18 protein-coding genes are annotated in these 19,419 nt (G+C 47.1%); 8 read left to right on the top strand and 10 right to left on the bottom strand.

Translation table 11 applies throughout. The features are described 5' to 3' along the window. Positions 1-197: 197 nt before the first annotated feature. The 4 genes from EPB59_RS05145 to EPB59_RS05130 all read right to left on the bottom strand — a co-directional run bounded on the left by EPB59_RS05145 (position 198) and on the right by EPB59_RS05130 (position 5,923). Positions 198-1,316: a lipocalin-like domain-containing protein gene (locus EPB59_RS05145; protein ID WP_154171738.1), complete on the bottom strand. Its 1,119-nt coding sequence runs from the start codon at positions 1,314-1,316 to the stop codon at positions 198-200. Beyond that, positions 1,316-3,769 (bottom strand): ABC transporter permease, encoded by a 2,454-nt coding sequence (locus EPB59_RS05140; protein WP_000964622.1) that lies wholly within the window; start codon positions 3,767-3,769, stop codon positions 1,316-1,318. The genes EPB59_RS05145 and EPB59_RS05140 overlap by 1 nt, the downstream gene beginning before the upstream one ends. Next, positions 3,750-4,421 carry an ABC transporter ATP-binding protein gene (locus tag EPB59_RS05135; RefSeq protein WP_055031447.1) on the bottom strand — a complete coding sequence of 224 codons (672 nt, stop codon included), beginning with the start codon at positions 4,419-4,421 and terminating at the stop codon, positions 3,750-3,752. Before EPB59_RS05135 ends, EPB59_RS05140 begins: the two co-directional genes overlap by 20 nt. A gap of 125 nt (positions 4,422-4,546) precedes the next feature. Beyond that, positions 4,547-5,923, bottom strand: a complete 1,377-nt coding sequence (locus EPB59_RS05130; protein WP_055031448.1) for an MATE family efflux transporter — start codon at positions 5,921-5,923, stop codon at positions 4,547-4,549. A gap of 139 nt (positions 5,924-6,062) precedes the next feature. Here EPB59_RS05130 and EPB59_RS05125 point away from each other — a divergent pair, with 139 nt between their 5' ends. Beyond that, complete coding sequence (locus tag EPB59_RS05125) at positions 6,063-7,499, top strand: DUF2867 domain-containing protein (protein WP_154171736.1); 1,437 nt, start codon at positions 6,063-6,065, stop codon at positions 7,497-7,499. A gap of 36 nt (positions 7,500-7,535) precedes the next feature. Here EPB59_RS05125 and EPB59_RS05120 read toward each other — a convergent pair whose 3' ends face one another. From EPB59_RS05120 to rsuA, 3 genes are all read right to left on the bottom strand, one after another. After that, positions 7,536-8,195 (bottom strand): DUF2913 family protein, encoded by a 660-nt coding sequence (locus EPB59_RS05120; RefSeq protein ID WP_000024974.1) that lies wholly within the window; start codon positions 8,193-8,195, stop codon positions 7,536-7,538. Continuing rightward, the gene (locus EPB59_RS05115) at positions 8,195-9,400 is read right to left on the bottom strand and encodes a Bcr/CflA family multidrug efflux MFS transporter (RefSeq protein WP_055051770.1); all 1,206 of its coding nucleotides are present in this window, start codon (positions 9,398-9,400) and stop codon (positions 8,195-8,197) included. The genes EPB59_RS05120 and EPB59_RS05115 overlap by 1 nt, the downstream gene beginning before the upstream one ends. Before the next feature lie 196 nt (positions 9,401-9,596). After that, entirely contained in the window at positions 9,597-10,292 is a 696-nt protein-coding gene (gene rsuA / locus EPB59_RS05110; RefSeq protein WP_154171735.1) for a 16S rRNA pseudouridine(516) synthase RsuA, read from the bottom strand. Positions 10,293-10,425: 133 nt separating this feature from the next. Here rsuA and EPB59_RS05105 point away from each other — a divergent pair, with 133 nt between their 5' ends. From EPB59_RS05105 to rplY, 5 genes are all read left to right on the top strand, one after another. Next, entirely contained in the window at positions 10,426-12,192 is a 1,767-nt protein-coding gene (locus EPB59_RS05105) for a DEAD/DEAH box helicase (RefSeq protein ID WP_154171734.1), read from the top strand. 108 nt (positions 12,193-12,300) lie between these two features. Then, positions 12,301-12,702, top strand: coding sequence for a PepSY domain-containing protein (locus tag EPB59_RS05100; protein WP_055051772.1), 402 nt, complete (start codon positions 12,301-12,303; stop codon positions 12,700-12,702). An 11-nt stretch (positions 12,703-12,713) separates the two neighbouring features. Then, on the top strand, positions 12,714-13,373 hold the full coding sequence (locus tag EPB59_RS05095; protein ID WP_000699606.1) for a response regulator transcription factor: 660 nt from the start codon (positions 12,714-12,716) through the stop codon (positions 13,371-13,373). Next, entirely contained in the window at positions 13,363-14,736 is a 1,374-nt protein-coding gene (locus tag EPB59_RS05090; RefSeq protein WP_195707060.1) for an ATP-binding protein, read from the top strand. The genes EPB59_RS05095 and EPB59_RS05090 overlap by 11 nt, the downstream gene beginning before the upstream one ends. A gap of 158 nt (positions 14,737-14,894) precedes the next feature. After that, positions 14,895-15,173 carry a 50S ribosomal protein L25 gene (gene rplY, locus EPB59_RS05085; protein ID WP_000667185.1) on the top strand — a complete coding sequence of 93 codons (279 nt, stop codon included), beginning with the start codon at positions 14,895-14,897 and terminating at the stop codon, positions 15,171-15,173. Between the two features lie 190 nt (positions 15,174-15,363). On the opposite strand, the gene EPB59_RS05080 is transcribed toward rplY, so the two are convergent. Genes EPB59_RS05080 through EPB59_RS05070 form a run of 3 tightly spaced genes read right to left on the bottom strand, consistent with a single transcriptional unit; the run spans position 15,364 to position 16,807 of the window. Next, on the bottom strand, positions 15,364-15,762 hold the full coding sequence (locus tag EPB59_RS05080; RefSeq protein WP_154171732.1) for a ribosome recycling factor family protein: 399 nt from the start codon (positions 15,760-15,762) through the stop codon (positions 15,364-15,366). Between the two features lie 46 nt (positions 15,763-15,808). After that, entirely contained in the window at positions 15,809-16,432 is a 624-nt protein-coding gene (gene catB, locus EPB59_RS05075) for a type B chloramphenicol O-acetyltransferase (protein WP_055051775.1), read from the bottom strand. A gap of 21 nt (positions 16,433-16,453) precedes the next feature. After that, the gene (locus EPB59_RS05070; RefSeq protein WP_055051776.1) at positions 16,454-16,807 is read right to left on the bottom strand and encodes a hypothetical protein; all 354 of its coding nucleotides are present in this window, start codon (positions 16,805-16,807) and stop codon (positions 16,454-16,456) included. Positions 16,808-16,967: 160 nt separating this feature from the next. On the opposite strand from EPB59_RS05070, the gene EPB59_RS05065 reads away from it, so the two are divergent. Beyond that, positions 16,968-17,483: a GNAT family N-acetyltransferase gene (locus EPB59_RS05065; RefSeq protein WP_154171731.1), complete on the top strand. Its 516-nt coding sequence runs from the start codon at positions 16,968-16,970 to the stop codon at positions 17,481-17,483. Between the two features lie 101 nt (positions 17,484-17,584). Continuing rightward, positions 17,585-19,291 (top strand): methyl-accepting chemotaxis protein, encoded by a 1,707-nt coding sequence (locus tag EPB59_RS05060; RefSeq protein ID WP_154171730.1) that lies wholly within the window; start codon positions 17,585-17,587, stop codon positions 19,289-19,291. The last annotated feature ends 128 nt before the right edge of the window (positions 19,292-19,419 follow it).

Raw genomic sequence — 19,419 nt, 5'->3', positions numbered from 1 at the left:
GATTGTAATGAGGCATTACTTCGGTTTTTCCGAGTTTATTCAGATTTCAGTGTAAATTTCACCTAATTTCAGTATAGACATAGCGCTTTGCATACCAATGGCAAAAATGGTAACGGATTGTTTTATCTTACCGGCATAACAAAGAAAGCGCATAACGCGCTTTCTTTGGGACAAACAATAATGAAGGTATGTCAGCCTTAATAACCCGATAACTGCATAAATCCGGTTTCGTTATGGCTGCCTAGTATTTTTATTCGACCTTCCCAATAGGGGATCAAAAAGGCTTGCCATGCATCTCGATCCAACGGCTCAATAGAAACATCAATTTGTTGCTTAGGAATGATTAACCGCCAACGTAAAGGAATACGCTTACCATTGCTGAGTTGAGACGAAGAGAGTGACTCTAGCTGGATATCGCTATTCGACAACACGATATTCTTACCCTTGCGGTCATACAACATGCCATAGAAATAGTCTGGAACACCATCATGACGAAAGCGATTGACACTTAACCAGCGCTGTTCATCTAGCGGGATAACGAAGTGATCGGTTCCGGTTTGCTCTGTCGCGACCAGTTCACTGCCCCACTCTTTGCTTAACCACGCTCGCCCGCTGACACGAAGCGCAGGCTGGTTAATGTTGGGGGCGAATAAACCATGTACGGCAATGTAAGGTTGTTGAAATTGGTAACTCGCCAACGAAAGTAGATCTTGCCTGATTTGATATCCGCGATCGCCTGAAAGCACGTAGGGACCCAATGCTCTCAGTTGCAAATTCAGTGCGAAATTGTCCGCGCTAATCTGTAAATTACCGGGTAAAGGCCCCATTCCAAGCGATCGCCAAGTCCAATTGTCAATCCACATACGGAAAGGTTGATCACTACTCCCCGTTTGACCAATTCCGCCGCGAGCTATTTTTTGATCCCGCAAAGCCATTTTCTTACCGTTAATGACTACCGAAGAGAAATACAGTTGTGGTGTCTGCCACCCCATCGTATCGCGTTCGTCCTGAGCTAAACGCAGAAAATTCCACTGAACACTGAATGTGTTGCCACTTTCATCTTCAAGCCAAGCGTAAAATCGCCACCACTCTTGTTGGAATTCGGGACGAGAAGCGAAATCCTCCGGCAAACGGACAGGGTGATTGGGAAGCACAGGTTCAAATACCGCCTGCTTGGTATGATTAGGATGGTCTGGTGAAGAGAGCAACATGCTGTGGTATTCATTTTTCTCATAGCCAATAAAGCCCACCACAAAGAACAAGGCGCCTAAACAGAGCCAAATCCATTTATTTGCTCGCAGTTGAAAACGGCGCATTACAATGCCTCTCGCAACGATTTCATCGGTGATTTCCGCGCTAAACGAATCACGGGTAAAGCGCCAGCTAAAATCAGCGCAACCATTGACCAAACCACAGTATGCACATATTGCCCTGGCACCATTTGTAACTGCATTGTCCAACCAAAAGAGTGTTTAATCACCACATCAATCACCAATTTGGCCAAGGTTAACCCCAATGGCAAAGCAATTAACAAAGAGATCGCACCAAAAACAAACAATTGCATTCCGCCAATCAATACTAACTCTTTCCCAGAGACACCAAGACAACGCAGTAAGGAAACATGGCGCTGACGTGATGTTTCTCCGGCTAGGGTTGAAAAGAAAATGCCACAGACTGCAATAAATAGCGTGATATTACCCAACGTTCCTGCGATTGAGAAAGTACGATCGAAGACTCGCATTGCGTGTGTATGAATATTGGTGTTATCAAAAATACGATCCGCATCCAGCCTGAAAATGGTGTCGAGGCGTTTTTTCACGCTTTCTCCGGTTAGCCCTTCTTTGAGCACGACCGCCAACGCAACGTTGCCCGTTCCAGCGAACGCTTTCATCCAGTTTTGATGCGACATCATTACTTGATGATAAGGATTGCCATAATCGTAATAAACACCAAACACCGCCCACCCAGAACCCATTGGCTCAGGTAAATCAATCAAATCACCCGGTCGGATGCCAAGTTTCAGTGCCATCGACTCACTCACCATCACACCACGTGCATGATGCAAATGATACCAGTAGTTCGGCACACCTAACTTCACCGTCAAAGAGTCCAATTCACCATCAGAAGCGCCGGTGCTCACCACTTGCACAGGGCCATGTTGAGAGGCAAAATCTTTTTCCCATCGCCACCACACTGAATCGACTTCAGGTTGTTGCCCGAGCCATTGGCTCATGCGCGAAGCCATACTATTACTTGGATAGAGGTAGATATCAGCGGCGAGTCGCTGGCTCAACCAACGATCAGTGGTATCACGAAAACTGCCCACCATGGTTTCAACACCAATATTGGCTGCCAACGCCACCATGAAGGCCATGGTCGCCACACCTCGATAACTCATACTCGCAGCCGCATCGGCAAAAAACCAACGTACCTTGACCCAACGCAGCGTATAGGAAAAACTGGTGAACAGTGTCCAGATAATGTATGGCGTAAACAGCGCAACACTCAGCAACATCAAACCAATAATCGCGAAACCTGATTGCTGGCTTTGAGGTGCTTGGTATATCGCTACTGCGGCAACGCACAAGGCGCAAGCTAACAACGCTTGCAACTTAAACTCTTTACCGGCGAAGCGGACTAACGACAATCGAGCCGATAAGCGGATCGGTTGTGAACGTAACAAGCGTACTAAAGGCCAAGCGCATGAGGCCAGCGCCGCAAAGAGAGCCATCAGTAAGCTGTAACTACTCCATGACCAATCCCACCCAATATCCAAATCCACATTGGCGTTATACAGGTAGCCTAAACTGCTGGCGACTGCAGGAATTAATTGGTTAGCGAGCAATAAACCAAACACGTTACCGCACAACCAACTGACGAGCACCAACAGCAGCAGTTCAACCATCAGTGCCTGCCCCAACTGCCAGCCATTCACCCCCATCTGTCTGAGTGTGCCAACTAAAGGTTGACGCTGTACCATTGAAAGTGACATTGCCTGATAAAAAATAAAGATGCCGACAAGGAAAGCCAACATGCCCATCGCGGTTAAATTCAGGTGAAAGGCCTGCGTTAACGATTCCAACTCAGAACGGGTGCTGCGCACCAAAGTCAAACCATTCGGCAAACTCTTCTTCAAACGATCCAACTTAGCGGCGGGCATATCCGCACACGCTATCACCGTGAGCCCGGAGCCCTTTTTCAGCATGCGCACTAAAGACAAATCGGCCACCACTCGCATTCCCGTCACTTGGTTATGCGTATCAATGGTGATCGGGCCGAGTTTCGAACCATCGGTCAGCGCAATGTAGTCCCCTTCTTGCCAATCTTGTAATTTGGCTAACTCTTGACTCACCATGATCGGATATGGCGGATTCATTAATTGCAATCCGGTTTGTTGCGCCAATGTTTTACTGCTGTCTAAAGACAGTAACGCAACAGGATCAACACCTTGCAAAATAATATCTAAGCCAGAAGTGGTACTGAAACGATAGTCATCAAAAGGCACACATTGCTGAAAACCATCTCGACGCAGTTGAATATAAAAACCTTGAGGGATTTTATTGGCAATGTGTTTAGAGCGAATACGATAAGGCAGAGGATTGGAAAACAGTTTTTCACCATGCTCGTAACTCTGTCTTGCATGATGATTTATGGCCGTAACGCCAACCAGTAAGGAAACCCCAAGAGTTAAACCAAGCCAGACCAGAAAAATCTGCAGCGGATAGCGACGATAATGACCCAATAGCGCTTTAACTACGGGCCATAACATGCAGCTGTCCTCCTTGCAGACGAATACAACCATCCATATGTTGTGCGACTTTTTCACTGTGCGTCACCAATAATAGTGCACAGTCCAACTGACGCGTCAGCGAGGTCAGCAAACGCATCACTGCTTCGGCATTACGCTCATCCAAGCTGCCCGTCGGTTCATCGGCAAGGAGAATTTTCGGTTCCATATACAAAGCACGAGCAATCGCTGCTCTTTGTTGTTGGCCACCAGACACTTCTTCAGGGTATCGGCCAAGCAGAGGCATGAGATCTAAAGCAGAAAGGATTTGTCGCCACAAGCCGGCATCTTCAGGAAGCCCTTTAAGTTGGCGACAAAAACGAATGTTATCGGCAATATTCAACGTTGGCAGCAAATTATATTGCTGAAAAATCTGCCCAATATTATTGCGGCGAAATGCGGTGCGGTTGTGCTCTGAGGTATGGTGCATAGGGAAGCCGGGAAACCAAATTTCGCCAGAATCTACGCAGTCGAGTCCCGCAATAAGATTAAGCAATGTGCTCTTACCCGAACCACTTTCGCCCATCAGCGCTAACTGATCGCCTTGATTTAACGTCAACTCAGCCCCCTGCAACACAGGATGAAACTCATCACCGTCTACATAGCCTTTGCATAGGTCTACCAGTTGTAACATCAAACCACTCATTGCCGAAAATGAAACTGGGAACAGAATCTACACCAAAACCCCAAACGGAGAAAGCATTTTGGCTAGCAGATCACACTATATGCATTAATTTGCACCAATCGACCGATGAGTGTCTAATTTTCAATCAAATTCTTCATCCACTTCTTGCTTTTCATACGGTGTAATGAGCCAAACCATTTCACGGCTTCTTCGGTAAGGAACAGCAAATAAATCCATTCCGGATCGACTTTAAGCACCAAGGCGGCAAAAGCGGCCAATGGAATTCCAATACACCATTGCGCAACGATGTCTTGCCCTAGGCAGAATTTCACATCGCCCCCTGCTCGCAACACACCCACAATCACCGTCATAGGTAGTGAACGCAGCACAATGCCTAGACTCAAGATCAAAATGAATTTTTCTGACAGCTCCCGAGTTTCCGGCGTCAGCGCAGTAAACGCACCAAGGACTGGAATTTGCAACAGATACAAGCAGATAGCGACAACCACTCCCACCAGCACACTGCACGCAGTGACCCCAATTGCTTGGTAATAGACGGCCTGATAATTTTTGGCACCGAGTTGATTACCCACCAGAACTGCGGCGGCATTCGACATGCCGATCAATAGGCTCAACGAAATCGACTCAACTGGGGTCATCACCGATAACGCCGCGAGCCCTTGCACGCCCGTCTGCCCCATAATCGCATGGTAGGTGAATAACCCCGCAGCCCAGATCAAGAAGTTAAACGTTGTTGGCAAAGAGAGGCGTAGAAAACGGCTGATCTTGGGCCAGTCAATCACCGCTTTCACATCTAACCAACCAAAGGCCATCAAATGCTGTTTGCCATACAAATAGCTGTATAAACAAGCCACCTCAATTGCCCCACTGAGCACGGTGGCTATCGCGGCACCTTCAATCCCCATCGCAGGGAAGCCGAACTTACCAAAAATCAGGATCCAGTTAAGCAGAACGTTGGATAAGATACCGATACCACTGAAAAAAGTGCTCACGCCAGGCTTGTGCATGGCGCGCAACCCAACAGCCATACTGCTCACACACGCTACCGCAAACATGGTGAACGAGGTGATCACCAAATATTGGCTACCTAAGGCGTTGACTTGTGTTGATTCGGTCGTCAGCGACATAATTTGTTGTGGGAAGAACAAGAACAGCAACACGGTGAAAAAGGCAAAGAAGTTAGAGACTAACCACGTGAGTGCCGTACTTTCACGCACACCTTTGCGATCCCCTGCCCCCCAATATTGCGCGGTCAGCAATGCGCCACCCGTGGTCACACCCACCAACATAATGGTGGTCACAAAAGTAGCGCGAGCGGCAACGCCAACGGCCGCAATTTCCGCTTCTCCAAGTTGACCTAACATCAAGACGTCAACCAACCCTCGGCTGGAAAACATGATATTTTGTAGTGTGATCGGCAACGCGATGGCGATCAGGCGGCGAAAAAAATCCCCTCTCATGTGGGATAAAACTTGAGAGACAACAGACACAACATCACTCCACAGCGTGTGATATCCCCTTCCTAATCAGTCCATAAACTCGACTAAGGAGGGCATAGTAAGCAGAAAAATCCGCGTTATTATACTCACGCGTGCATAATCACAACAAACGATTAAAAAGGATGACCGAATGAAAAAGGTATTAGTGTTAGGTGCATCAGGTTATGTAGGGGCGCAACTGCTGCCATTACTTCTGGATGCGGGATACCAGATCACCGCAGCCTCCCGTCAAATTGAAGCGCTCAACACTCGTCTGCCTACTCATCCCAACTTGACTCGGCTCAGTCTCGATCTCGCTGATCGTCAGAAAACGCTCGCGACCATCCCCAATTATGACCTAGTGTTTTTCTTAGTGCATGGTATGGCTCATGGGGGAGATTTTGTCGATTACGAGCTGTTATTGGCACAAAACGTAAAGGATGCGCTCGATCTTCCGCATAATCAGGTGCGACATGTCATTTATTTAAGCTCTTTGCAGCCAGAATCCGGTCACTCGCCACACCTACAAGCTCGTTACGATACCGGTCGAATTTTGCGCCAATCTCTCGTGCCCATTACTGAACTTAGAGCAGGTGTCATTATTGGTTCTGGTTCTGCGGCTTTCGAGATCATGCGTGATTTTGTGTATAACCTGCCCGTGCTGATCACGCCCAAATGGGTTGACTCCAAAGCCAACCCTATTGCGCTAACCAACCTCAATACTTATCTGCTTAAGTTTGCCCAAGAGCAGCCACGCGAACATCAGATGTTTGAACTTGGAGGACCCGATGTATTGAGTTATCGAGAACAATTTCGCATTTTGTGCGAGCTCACTGGCAAACCATTTCGCTTGTGGTCGACACGCTTTCTCACCCCGCGCATGGCTTCACGCTGGTTAGGCATGGTCACGTCCGTGCCAAGCACTATTGGTCGCTCTCTTCTAGAAGGATTGACCCACGATTTTATTGCAGACACCCATTCAATAGCGGCACGCTACCCGCAAGTGTTAATTTCCTACCGTGAAGCTGCCGCCCAAGCGATGGAGAGTGAGGGGACTTTTGTGCGTAGTCAGGTGTGGGGCTTTGATCCTAACGCCATTTTACGTTGGCAGCCCGGGTTTGGTTATTACCCGAAACAGGCGGGTGCCAGCATCGAAACCGAATTAAGTAGCCAGGAACTATGGAAAGTGATCCGCACCATCGGCCGTCGTGACCAAGGTTACTTTTTTGCCAACGTGTTGTGGCGCACACGAGAATGGCTCGATCTCTTTTTCGGCGGTGGTAAACCGATACGGCGTTATCCGGCCGGTGCTGAACTGGCAGTCGGTGATTTTATTGATTCTTGGAAAGTGATTCGCTGCCAACCTCAACAGTTTTTGTCACTGCTGTTTGGCATGAAAGGCCCCGGATTGGGACGTTTGGAATTCACCATTGACGATTTAGGTGGTAAACGACGCCTCAATGTAACGGCTTGGTGGCATCCACAAGGTTTTCTTGGCCTTTTGTATTGGTATGCGATGATGCCGGCTCACCTGTTTATTTTCCGTGGCATGGTACGAGCAATCATAAAAAAATCCCGCCGCGATTAAGCGGTGGGATCAATTTATAGTACAGCTCAAATCGATTTATTGAGCGCGAAACGAGAGCGGAATCTCTGCCAACTGTGTGCCTTGGTTAGCAGGGAAAATCAGGTACTCACCGTGATATTTCACATTCGATTTGTAATCCGTCTGCTTGTGAACCATAAATCCGGCAGCGAAAGCTTTTTCCACAAAACCGGCATGATGACCACGCACAAACCAATTCATAGGTTTGACTAACAGCTCGCCATCGAAACAGGCTTCACACTGCACGGAACACAATGCCAATGAGTTCTGACCATCAGTAAAAATCTGCACTTTTCCAGCATTGACTAACGGCTCAGAGGTTGAAACTTCCCAACCGGCTTGCTCCATCTCATCCAAGAAAGCTTCGATCTGCTTATCGGTAATCGGCGTATGGTCTTGCTCAGCAAAAAAATGGGCGTAATACGCAGAAATGCGTTGAAAGGTCGGTAACAGTTGTGATTCTGTCCCTTTCGAGCGCCCCGCTTTCTGCCACTGAGTTAAATTGTCACCCACACAACGATGAAAACGTTGTGCTTTCAGCGCCTTGGTCACCCAGTGCACTAAAAAATGGTTATTCGCCACAGGCGCATTCGCCAGTTTGCCCGCTTTATGCTCGGCCTCTAATTCTGCCAATGCAGTGTTCACCACATTTTGAATTTCTAAATGGTAGTTCGCCATTACGCTTTTCTTCCTAACGTCCAGTAAAAGGCGCCTGATAACACAGAGCAAGCGGCCATCACAAATATCATTGGCCACGTTTCCGTACCCGGCAGTGCCGCTACCACGGCACCAATAATCGAGCCAGTACCAAAACGCAGCGTCCCCGCTAATGACGAAGCCGTACCCGCCATGCGTGGGTATTTACTTAGCAGTAATCCCATGGAGTTACTGCCTATCGTTGAAATCGTGCCAACAAACAGCACCACAAAAGGTACCGTTCCCCACAATCCCCAATTCATTAACCAACTCGTGAATAGGCCAATCCCAGCAATCAACTGGATAAATAAGCCAAAACGCAGCATGTTGTGCGAACCAACTCGTTTTACAAAACGGCCGTTAATGCTGGTCATGGCGATCATCGCCACGATATTCAGTCCAAACAGGTAGCCGAACTCACTCGGGCTGACACCATAAATATCGATGTATACAAACGCCCCAGCGGTTAAGAAAGCGAACATTCCCGCAAATGAAAAAGCACCCGAGAAAATAAGCCCCATCGCTACAGGGTTTTTGCAAAGATTATAGTAGTTACGAATGGTGCTACGAAAACGCAATGGTTGACGATTCTCAGGGCTTAGTGTTTCAGGAATTTTCCACATCACCATTGCGATCACAAGCGCGGCAAACAGTGCAAGTACCCAGAAAATCGAACGCCAACCGAACCAAATCGCCAAGTGCCCGCCAATCATAGGCGCAACCAAGGGGGCGAGTGTCACCACTAAAGTGACAAACGACATCGCTCGCGCAAAATCTTCGCGATCAAACATATCGCGCACCACGGCTTGGATAACTACCGCGGCAGCAGCGCCTGCAAAACCTTGCGCTGCACGAATATAGGTTAACGCATCAATCCCATTCGTGGTGGCGCTGACCATCGCTGCGATGCCGAATAAAAAGATACCGCATAACATCACTGGGCGGCGGCCATAGCTGTCAGCAAGAGGACCATGTAGTAACTGCCCTATCGCAAAACCTGCGGTGTATGCCGTCAGGGTAATCTGTACCGCACCGGCGTTCACACCAAAATCGCGGGCAATGGTTGGCATGGCGGGTAAATACATGTCGATCGCTAGCGGTGTCAACGCACCGAGCGCACCGAGCACAATATAAAGCAACAAGCTCATTTGTGGGGCTTGTTGGGGATTTATGGTTGGGGCAGACATAATTCTCCGTAGAGTTAAATTCATGTTTTGGCATACACCTTACAGTGTATGCCAATCAGAGATTGCTTGATGAGGCAATAAATCGTGGGTGACTTGACGCTCAGGCTGAGTGCTAAGTCCTGTCGGTCTATGGTCTTAAAAAATGCCGCGATTAACTAGTTCTAATTCGGAAACAATCTATTTCCTAAATCTTTGTTTATTTCCAGATTGAAGCGACTTCGTCTTCTGTTAAATAGCGGTATTCGCCGGGCTCTAATGCCTCATCCAATGTGATTTGACCAATTCTCTCACGATGTAACCCAATGACTTTATTACCCAACGCCGCAAACATGCGTTTCACTTGGTGGTATTTGCCTTCATGAATGGTCAGCAGCGCTTCGGTTTCACTGACAATTTCCAACTGTGCTGGCAAGGTCAATTCACGCTCACCGCGTAATTCGATGCCTTTAGTGAATTGCTCAGCGTAATCAGCTTGAATGGGATCGGCCAACCACACGCGGTACGTTTTCTCACACTTATGTTTTGGTGAAGTCACACGGTGTGACCACTGGCCATCATCGGTAATCAGCAGTAAACCTGTGGTATCGACATCCAAGCGGCCTGCGAAATGCAAATCTTCAATATTCACTTCATCAAGCAAGGTAAAAGCAGTTTGGTTGAAGCCATCTTCATGTGAGCAGACCACACCGTCAGGCTTATGCATCATGATATAGCGTGGGCCGTGCAGCGTGATTTCGCGATCTTGCCACTCAACGCATGAAGTCTCTTTGAGCTTGAACGCGCCACTTTTTTGTACAACATCATCAACGGTCACTTCACCACTTTTGAGAAGTTGAGTGGATTCTTTGCGCGTCGTACCGAGCGCATCACACAGGAATTTGTCTAAACGCATGCTTACCTCATCTGCTTGAAGTCGGCTATTATACAGACCTGTCACCATAATTACCCAGCGCAATTGCATGTCACGCATCCTAAGCGATGCAAAACACATCAATTGCCCAAACAACTTCGGTAACTCCCATCGGATGTATACGTTACGACCTTATCAAGCCGACTCAGTCAAAGCCGTCGTGCACTATTTTCGCCAGCACTCGACCCCAGCCGTGATTGTGCTCCCGACCGGTGCGGGCAAAAGCTTAGTGATTGCAGAACTCGCCCGCCTTGCACGTGGTCGCGTATTGGTATTGGCGCATGTCAAAGAACTGGTTGAGCAAAACCACGCCAAATATGAAGGCTATGGCCTGACGGGAGCCATTTTTTCGGCAGGATTAGGCCGTAAAGAAACCGACCAACAAGTCGTGTTTGCCTCAGTACAATCAGTAGTTCGCAACTTATCCGAGTTCCAAAACCAGTTCTCTTTATTGGTGATTGATGAATGCCATCGTGTACCCGATGACAAAAACAGTAGCTATCAAAAAGTGATCAGCCACTTGTTGGAACTCAATCCGGGAATGAAAGTGTTAGGGTTGACTGCAACTCCTTATCGGCTCGGAATGGGATGGCTCTATCAGTACCACACTCGCGGTTTAGTACGCAGCGAAGAGTCCCGTTTTTTCCGCGATTGTATTTTTGAGCTGCCGATTCATTATCTGCTCGATGAAGGCTTTCTCACCCCCGCGAAACTGATTGATACACCCGTGATGAGTTACGACTTCTCACAGCTTAAACCAGCCAATACTGGGCGTTACCGCGAATCTGAACTCGATTTAGTGATTGAACAGTCACAACGCGCCACACCGCAAATTATCGCGCAGATCATTCAGTTTGCTAAAGATCGACAAGGAGTGATGATTTTTGCTGCGACCGTGCGCCACGCCGAAGAGATTTATCGCTTACTGCCCACCGAGCACTCCGCTCTAGTGATTGGGGATACCCCAACGCCAGAACGTGACCGCATCATCCAAGCCTTCAAACAGCAGCAAATAAAGTTTTTGGTCAATGTATCCGTGCTCACCACTGGGTTTGATGCGCCGCATGTCGATTTGATTGCGATTTTACGCCCCACCGAATCAGTCAGCTTATATCAGCAGATCATTGGCCGCGGGCTGCGCCTTTCCTCCGGTAAAACCGACTGCTTGGTACTCGACTATGCGGGTAATCAGTACGATTTATATCAACCTGAAGTGGGCGATCCGAAACCCGATTCAGACAGCGAAATCATCACTATTCCCTGCCCTGCTTGTGGTTTTAACAATAATTTTTGGGGCAAGCTGGATGCGAACGGCTTCTTGCTTGAACATTATGGCCGCCGCTGCCAAGGTTTTTTCACTGATGATGAAACAGGCGAGCGTGAACATTGTGGTTACCGTTTTCGTGCGAAATACTGCAATGAATGTGGTGCGGATAACGACATCGCAGCGCGCATCTGCCATGAATGCGATGCCACGTTAGTTGACCCTGATAAGAAGCTCAAAGAGGCGCTCAATCTGAAAGATGCCTTGGTATTTGAATGTACCGACATGAGCTTGAAAGTTCATAAAGACGCCAAAGGGAAAAGTCAGCTTCAAGTGACTTACCACGGCCAGGATGCCGTACAAGTACACCAATTTTGGCCGTTGAGTACACCGCGCCAAAAGCAGCAATTTCTCGATCAATTTGTGCGCCCACATTTGGCGGATAAACATCGTCCATTTGAGGCCGCAACGCCGGCTAAAGTGGTGGATCATCAGCACCGTTTTCGTCCGCCATTGTTTGTGATTGCTCGCAAATCTGGCCGTTTCTGGGCAATCCGTGACAAAGTGTTTGCCGATGAGTTTGTTTCTCCAACTGAGAGCAAGCCATTACAGCCCTAGAAATAACAACTATCCCCTGCAAACCGGAAAGAGTTGAAAATGAATTCACTTTCTGTTCATTTTTCTCCGGCTATACTCGGCAACAGATTCAAAATTCAGGTATTGACTATGCACATTCTCCATATGCCGCTGAAGCCGCAAGCGAGTACCCTACTCCTAGTGCTCTTTTTAGGGTTCATATTTCCTGCTCACGCCGATAACAAAGTGCAAGATTGGGAACAAGGTTCGTATCGTGAAGGGACGCAGATCGAAATTGATGAAGACCAAGATGACGTTTACCGCGCCGTTCAAAAAGGCCTTATTCGTCCATTTGCAGAACTCTATGCCACTGTTGATCAACAACTGAATGGACGCTTAATCAAAGTTGAACTTGATGAAGACGACAGCGAATGGATTTATGAGCTGAAATTGGTGTATGACAACCAAGTATTCCGCGTGGAATATAATGCTGCCACGCTTGAATTGATGTCGATTCGCGGACGCAACGTCATTCGTGCTATAAAAAAATAACCGAGCAAGCCATGAAAATATTAGTTGTTGAAGATGATGTACAGTTGGGTAATCAAATCCTATCAGCCTTAGATCAAACTGGCTGGGTTCCCGAACTCTCACAAGATGGGATTGATGCGCTGTACCGCGCCACTGCCGAAGAATGGGACGTGATTGTGCTCGATCTCGGCCTGCCTAAATTGGATGGTTTGACGGTACTTAAAGGCATTCGAGATGAAAACATCAACACACCCGTGGTGATTTTGAGTGCGCGCGACACCCTGACTCAACGTGTAGAAGGTTTAAATGCAGGTGCGGATGATTACCTGACTAAACCTTTTGAAATGGTGGAGCTGATCGCTCGCATTCGTGCTCAATTACGTCGTGCTTCGGGTAACGCCTCCCCAGTCATGCAAGTGGGCGATCTCAGTTTAGATACACGCACTTCCAAAGTGATGTGGCGTGGACAAGCAATTAGCCTCACGGCCTTAGAATATAAAGTGATCGCGTATTTCATGCATAACCCAGAGAAAGTGATTTCGCGTACTGAGCTGGTAGAGCATATCTATAAACAGGATTTCGATCGCGACTCCAACACCATTGAAGTTTTTATTGGTCGTTTGCGTAAAAAAATTGCGCCAGATGTGATCAAAACTGTACGCGGTCTTGGATATCAACTGCATGCCTGCTAAGCCACATTTTTTACGCCATCTCAGTTTAAAAACCCGCTTGCTGCTCGCAGCCACGTTGTGGCTTAGTGCAATGATCCTAGCGGCGGGTTACCTGATTCCAAGCCTCATTCATCAATACTTGATTCAAGATGTGCAAAGCCAGTTGCAACTCTCGATGGATGAGATCACCGCCAATCTGGAAGCCAATCCGCAAGGGCAGCTTACCCTTACAACTCGCCTTGCCGATCCGCGTTTTGCGCAGCCGTACAGCGGGTTGTATTGGTCAGCCACCTTGGGTAAACAAACCTTGCGTTCACGTTCATTGTGGGATCGTTTTTTAACCGAAGAATCGCATGTGCACGACACGGTTTATCGCGGTGCAAATGGTGAATCTTTGATTGTGCTAAAACGTACCGTTTATTTACCGGATTTTTCACAGCCGATCACCATCACAATTGGCCTAGACGATGCACCACTTAAAGCGACATTGCAGCGAGTCAGCAAAGAGTTGTGGATGATTTTAGGACTGCTGTTTAGTGGAATACTGATTTTGATTGGAGCACAAGTGACGTGGTCACTTCGGCCGCTCTCTAAAATGCAACGCGAACTGGCCGCATTGCGTAATGGTCAGCAAAATGCTGTGAATGGTGATTACCCGAAAGAGATTTCACCACTGGTGAATGACCTCAACGCTTTACTGTTCCACTACCAAGAATTGTTAGAACGAGCGCGCCATCATGCGGGTAATCTGTCACATGCACTGAAAACGCCGCTCTCCGTACTTAAAAACGAAGTTGCACAACTGGAAAGTTCACAGCTCAAGGCTCGATTACAACCTTCCGTAGAACAGATCCAACAGCAAATTGACTATCATCTGGGTCGAGCTCGTATGGCAGGTTCCGCCAACATTCTTGCCGTCAAAACCTCGCCAAGTTTAAGGGTGGATGCGATTTCGCAAGCATTTGACAAAGTCTATGCTGAGCGAGAAATCACGCTGGTCAATGAGCTTGATTCAGACTTGGAAGTGACCGTTGAACCGACTGATTTCGATGAAATGATCGGTAATCTGCTCGAAAACGGCTATAAATGGGCAAATAGCCTTATTCGCGTTCATAGCCACCCTATAGATGAACATTGGGTACAGATCTGTATCGAAGATGATGGGCAAGGGATTCCGGCGGACAATATTGAGAAAGCGTTAAAACGTGGCGTTCGCTTAGATGAAACCACACCCGGTACTGGGCTTGGCCTTAATATTGTGAGTGAAATGGCACACAGTTATCGTGGCGCTCTGGCGTTGGGTGAGAGTCGTTTGGGTGGTTTAAAAGCAACGCTCACGTTAAAAAAACCGTCACACGATGTAAAAGCAGCCAAATCACGCTAAAAACCGTATAAACGCCGATTTTCAGTTGCTCGGCCAGTCAATGAATGCTAGTATCCGCGCTCGTTTCTGACCCTATTTATAGGCTTAGAAACTCTACGACAAGGACAAGGTCGCATTGTCCTGTCACTCTGTTTTTTACTAATTTGAGAGTAAATACTATGAAATTCGAAGCAGTATTACGTACTGATCTAGGTAAAGGTGCGAGCCGCCGCCTACGTAACACTGGTTACTTCCCAGCGATCGTTTACGGTGGTGAAGCAGCTCCAGTTTCTATCTCACTGAACCACGATGACGTGATGAACCAAATGGACAAGCCTGAGTTTTACGAAGCTATCGTTCTGGTTATCGACGGCCAAGAAGTGAAAGTGAAACCACAAGACGTTCAACGCCACGCGTACAAGCCAAAAGTTGAGCACATGGACTTCATCCGTATCTAATTCCCTACCAAGGAATTATTCGGATTAAATCCAGCCTTTTGCATAAATAAGATCATCGGCATTACCAACCGAGAAATCTAAAAATTCGAAACCCCGATAGCTACCAACTGTCGGGGTTTCACCGTTTTAGACACTTGAAATACTTTTCACCGTGCTGCTATTTGCAATCAGATCAGCAAGATGCATAGCTTCAATCCAGCTCCTCAGCAAAACGTGCGGCTCGTGCTTGAATCAAGCTGCAATGAGTAGCTGCCATCAGTTCTGCTAACGTTATCGACGGGTTCTGCGCAACTAAGCGCTGCAATTTGGCTTCTAAAGGCTCCAACTTATCACTGTGCAGCCTTAATCCGGCGTCTAACTTTTTGATCAAATACTCAACTTCACGGTCATCTTCCACTCTAAGTTGGATAAGAAAAGCCTGAATAGCCATCGCCTCCCCCATCAACTGCCAGTTGCGTGAGCGGCGAATACGTTTGAACTCACAACCCAAGGGTAGAGCTTGCTGCTTCAAACGCTTTACTGTCTCCCCACCGATACGGTGAATCAAAGAAGGCAACATAATCGCCACCAATTGATCGGTTACTTCCACTGAGCGGTGCCTACTATCAACGCGATTTTATCTATTTCCTTTGGGTTTACTGAAACGACTTCCAAAACTGGTAAAGGCCACTAATATCCGCCGAGCACATCAAATCCATACATTGACTCAAACGTTCATCTGGCCATGTCCACCACTGCATCTCTAACAGCATCTCAATGTGTGCTGGACTAAACCGATATTTAATGTGCTTAGCAGGGTTAGAGCCTACAACTTCGTAAGGCGCTACATCCTTGGTCACAACAGCCCGGCTTGCAATGATTGCGCCATCACCCACCGTAATACCTGGCATAATCATCGCTTCAGAGCCAATCCAAACATCATTCCCAATGCAGGTGTCGCCCGCTCTGGAAAACCCATCTTTGGCCTCTGCGAAGTTCGGATTTTGCTGATAGAAAAAAGGAAAGGTACTAGCCCAATCGACTCTATGGCCTTGATTACCTGCCATCATAAATACCGCGCCTGAACCAATCGAGCAGAAACTGCCAATGATTAATTTATCGACATCGTTACGCTCAGGGCTGAGATAACGCGCGCAATCATCAAAGCTATGAGCGTGGTAATAGCCTGAGTAGTAGCTATGGCGCCCCACAATGATATTGGGGTTGGTGATCTGTTCTTGGATTGGTTTGCCAGCAAACGGACTTTCAAAATAATTCATCTTATTTCTCGTGACGGTGTTCTATTGATTATCGGTGGTGAGTAGATAACTCACTTTACCTTGCTTATCAAGGGTGAATAACCAAACACTCTTATCCACTTGAAAACGATATTGGTTGGTAACTGAGGTTGCCTCCAATTGTTTGATAAACTTGCTCCAATCTTGCTGTGCAATCACAAACGAGCCTTGTGAGTGGTTTGTATCCAGATTATTCGCGATCTGAATTTGCGTGGTTGAGGCGGGAAGAATTTGCGGCAGCCAGCCGCGTTCAAACAGATGATCCGCCTGAGCCTGCTGATAATCGGCGTAGTAATTTTCAACCACATCTGAACAGCCCAATAACACCAAAGTAAAAGTAAGGAGTAACTTTTTCATTCAAACCTCATGGGTTGTTATGCTAAGAAAGATAAAACCGATTGAGCTCGGATTTTACAACAATTGGGAACCTTGCAATGGCCGATATTGTCAGCAAAAAGCAAGAAGCCACAGATACGTCTTTTTAACCAATCATCCAATGCCCATAACAAGGAAGTCTATGCCCTTAGTCACTGAAACCCGCCGGCTAGTCATTCGGCATTTTGAGCACGGCGATACGCAATTTATCATTCGGTTACTCAATGAAGAGTCTTTTATCCGCTATATCGCCGACAAAAATGTACATACCACCGAAGATGCCCTGAACTACCTCACAAATGGTCCAATCGCCAGTTATCATGCCAATGGATTTGGCCTCAATATGGTTGAGCTTAAGGCGTGCGGTACACCAATTGGCATGTGTGGCATCATAAAAAGGCCAGAACTGCAAGAACCCGACCTCGGTTATGCTTTTTTGCCTGAACATTGGCGTAAAGGCTATGCCGAAGAGGCGGCAATAGCAGTATTGCACCACGCTTTCCAGCACTTTCATTTCCAGCAACTCCTCGCGATAACCCTGCCTAACAATCAAGCCTCCAATGCTTTATTGAAGAAAATCGGCTTTACCTTGCTTGGTTCTTGCGAACTGTATGGCGATGAAAATAACTTGTATCGATATCAGCATAAAAAATCATGATCTATCTATCATAACGCCATGAAATTGATGCCAGTGATGTCGCTTGAACCATACTGAAATGAATACAACTTCAATAACTTTTCATTTTTTGTCGGGGGTGGATCATGGTATCCAATCTACAGAATCGTGCTCATCGCACGATAGCCACAGGCACTACAAACTCACTACATAGCGTTGGTCTTCGCTTAAAGTTGATTGTAGTGCTGATTGTCGTTTCAATTCTTTTTCTGGGGTTCAAGGGACTAACAGGCATGCAAAATGCCTCTAACTCTATTGAATCACTTTACAAAAAAGGCATGCAGCATACGATTCGGGCTGGTCGCATACTGGATGAATTAGGCAGTGCACGTAGCCAACTACTACTGGCTTTCCAACATGACCCCTCTTCGAAATATGCACTTATGCATGATCATCCGATCCAAATTCACATTGAGGCGATCCAAACTTCCATCTCTGACTTACATGAAATTATCGACAGGCAGATTCTCGCCACTGCCTTGGATGAGAAAGAAAAATCCGTCATTGATCCATTGAAAGAGAAACTCGACCAAGTCACCGACAATGGTTTTGTACCAGCACTCGCCCTACTTAAAGAAGAGAAATACGACGAGGCCAACATGGTTCTGTTGCAAAAAATCAATCCTCTTTATGGCGATATTAAAAAAGCCGCAGAAGCGTTTCTGGATATCCAGATCCAAGAAGGTAAAGACAACTTTTCCAGTTCACAGTCCGATATTCAGCAATTTATTTGGAGTGTCAGTTTGCTAGGTACCCTAGCTTTAGTCGTCACCACAACCCTAGCGTTATTGATTGCAAAACGAGTGAACAATGCAGTTCACCAGTTGGCGAGTTCCGCAACCAATATTGCCAATGGTGACCTCACGCAGCGGATCCCCATAACCGGAGACGATGAATTCTCTGATATTGCAGAATACGTCAACCGTATCGTGGGCAGCTTTCAAGAGGTGATCAGCAGTAATCGGCATTCGATTTCTGCATTAGCGGCTGCCGCCGAAGAGAATGCAGCAGTCGCAATGCAAACGAAGCAGAACATCGTGGAACAACAGTCACAAACCCAGCAAATTGCCACGGCCATTCATGAATTTACCGCCACGGTTCATGAGGTTGCACAAAGCGCAGACTTAGCCGCCGAGGCTTCCGGAGAAACTGAGCAAGCCGCAAAGCAAGGGCGTAAAGTGGTTGATGAAAATATCGCGATGATTGAGAACCTTTCCTCTGATTTACAAAAAATGCTCGCAGCAATGCAACTGCTTGCCAAAGATTCAGAAGATATCGGTAGTGTGGTGGATGTTATTCAAGGCATTTCTGAACAGACTAATTTATTGGCGCTCAATGCTGCTATTGAAGCGGCACGCGCGGGGGAACAAGGACGAGGCTTCGCAGTGGTTGCCGATGAAGTACGAACCTTGGCAAGCCGCACCCAAGAATCGACAAAACAAATTCTTCAAACCGTGCAACGTTTACAACAAAGCAGTCGAGATTCTGCTCATTTAATTGAACAGGGGGTGGATGGTGCCTCAAAAGCGGTCGAAAAAGCGCGTTTAGCCGGTACTGCCCTGTCGCAAATTACGGCTAACGTAGATCGTATCTCAACCATGAACACACAAATTGCCACCGCATCAGAAGAGCAAAGTGCAGTGACAGAAGAAATCAATAAAAACATTATCACCATCAGTGATATCTCCAACCAAACTGCATTAGGAGCCCAACAGAGCTCCGAAGCCACACTGGAACTGGCAAGGCTCGCTGAAGCAATGCAACAAGAAATCGTACGTTATAATGCTTAACTGAAGCTAACTGATTGAGGCGGAACATAATCCGCCCTTTCAGGCACATTTTCAGGCACACTCATTAAATCAGCACAACCTTGTAGAGCTTTATTCTAGATTTGGCTCCAAAAGCCTCAGAATTTGAT

This window comes from Vibrio metoecus, assembly GCF_009665255.1.
GTDB lineage: Bacteria > Pseudomonadota > Gammaproteobacteria > Enterobacterales > Vibrionaceae > Vibrio > Vibrio metoecus_B.
This window is presented reverse-complemented; position numbering and strand designations above follow the sequence as displayed.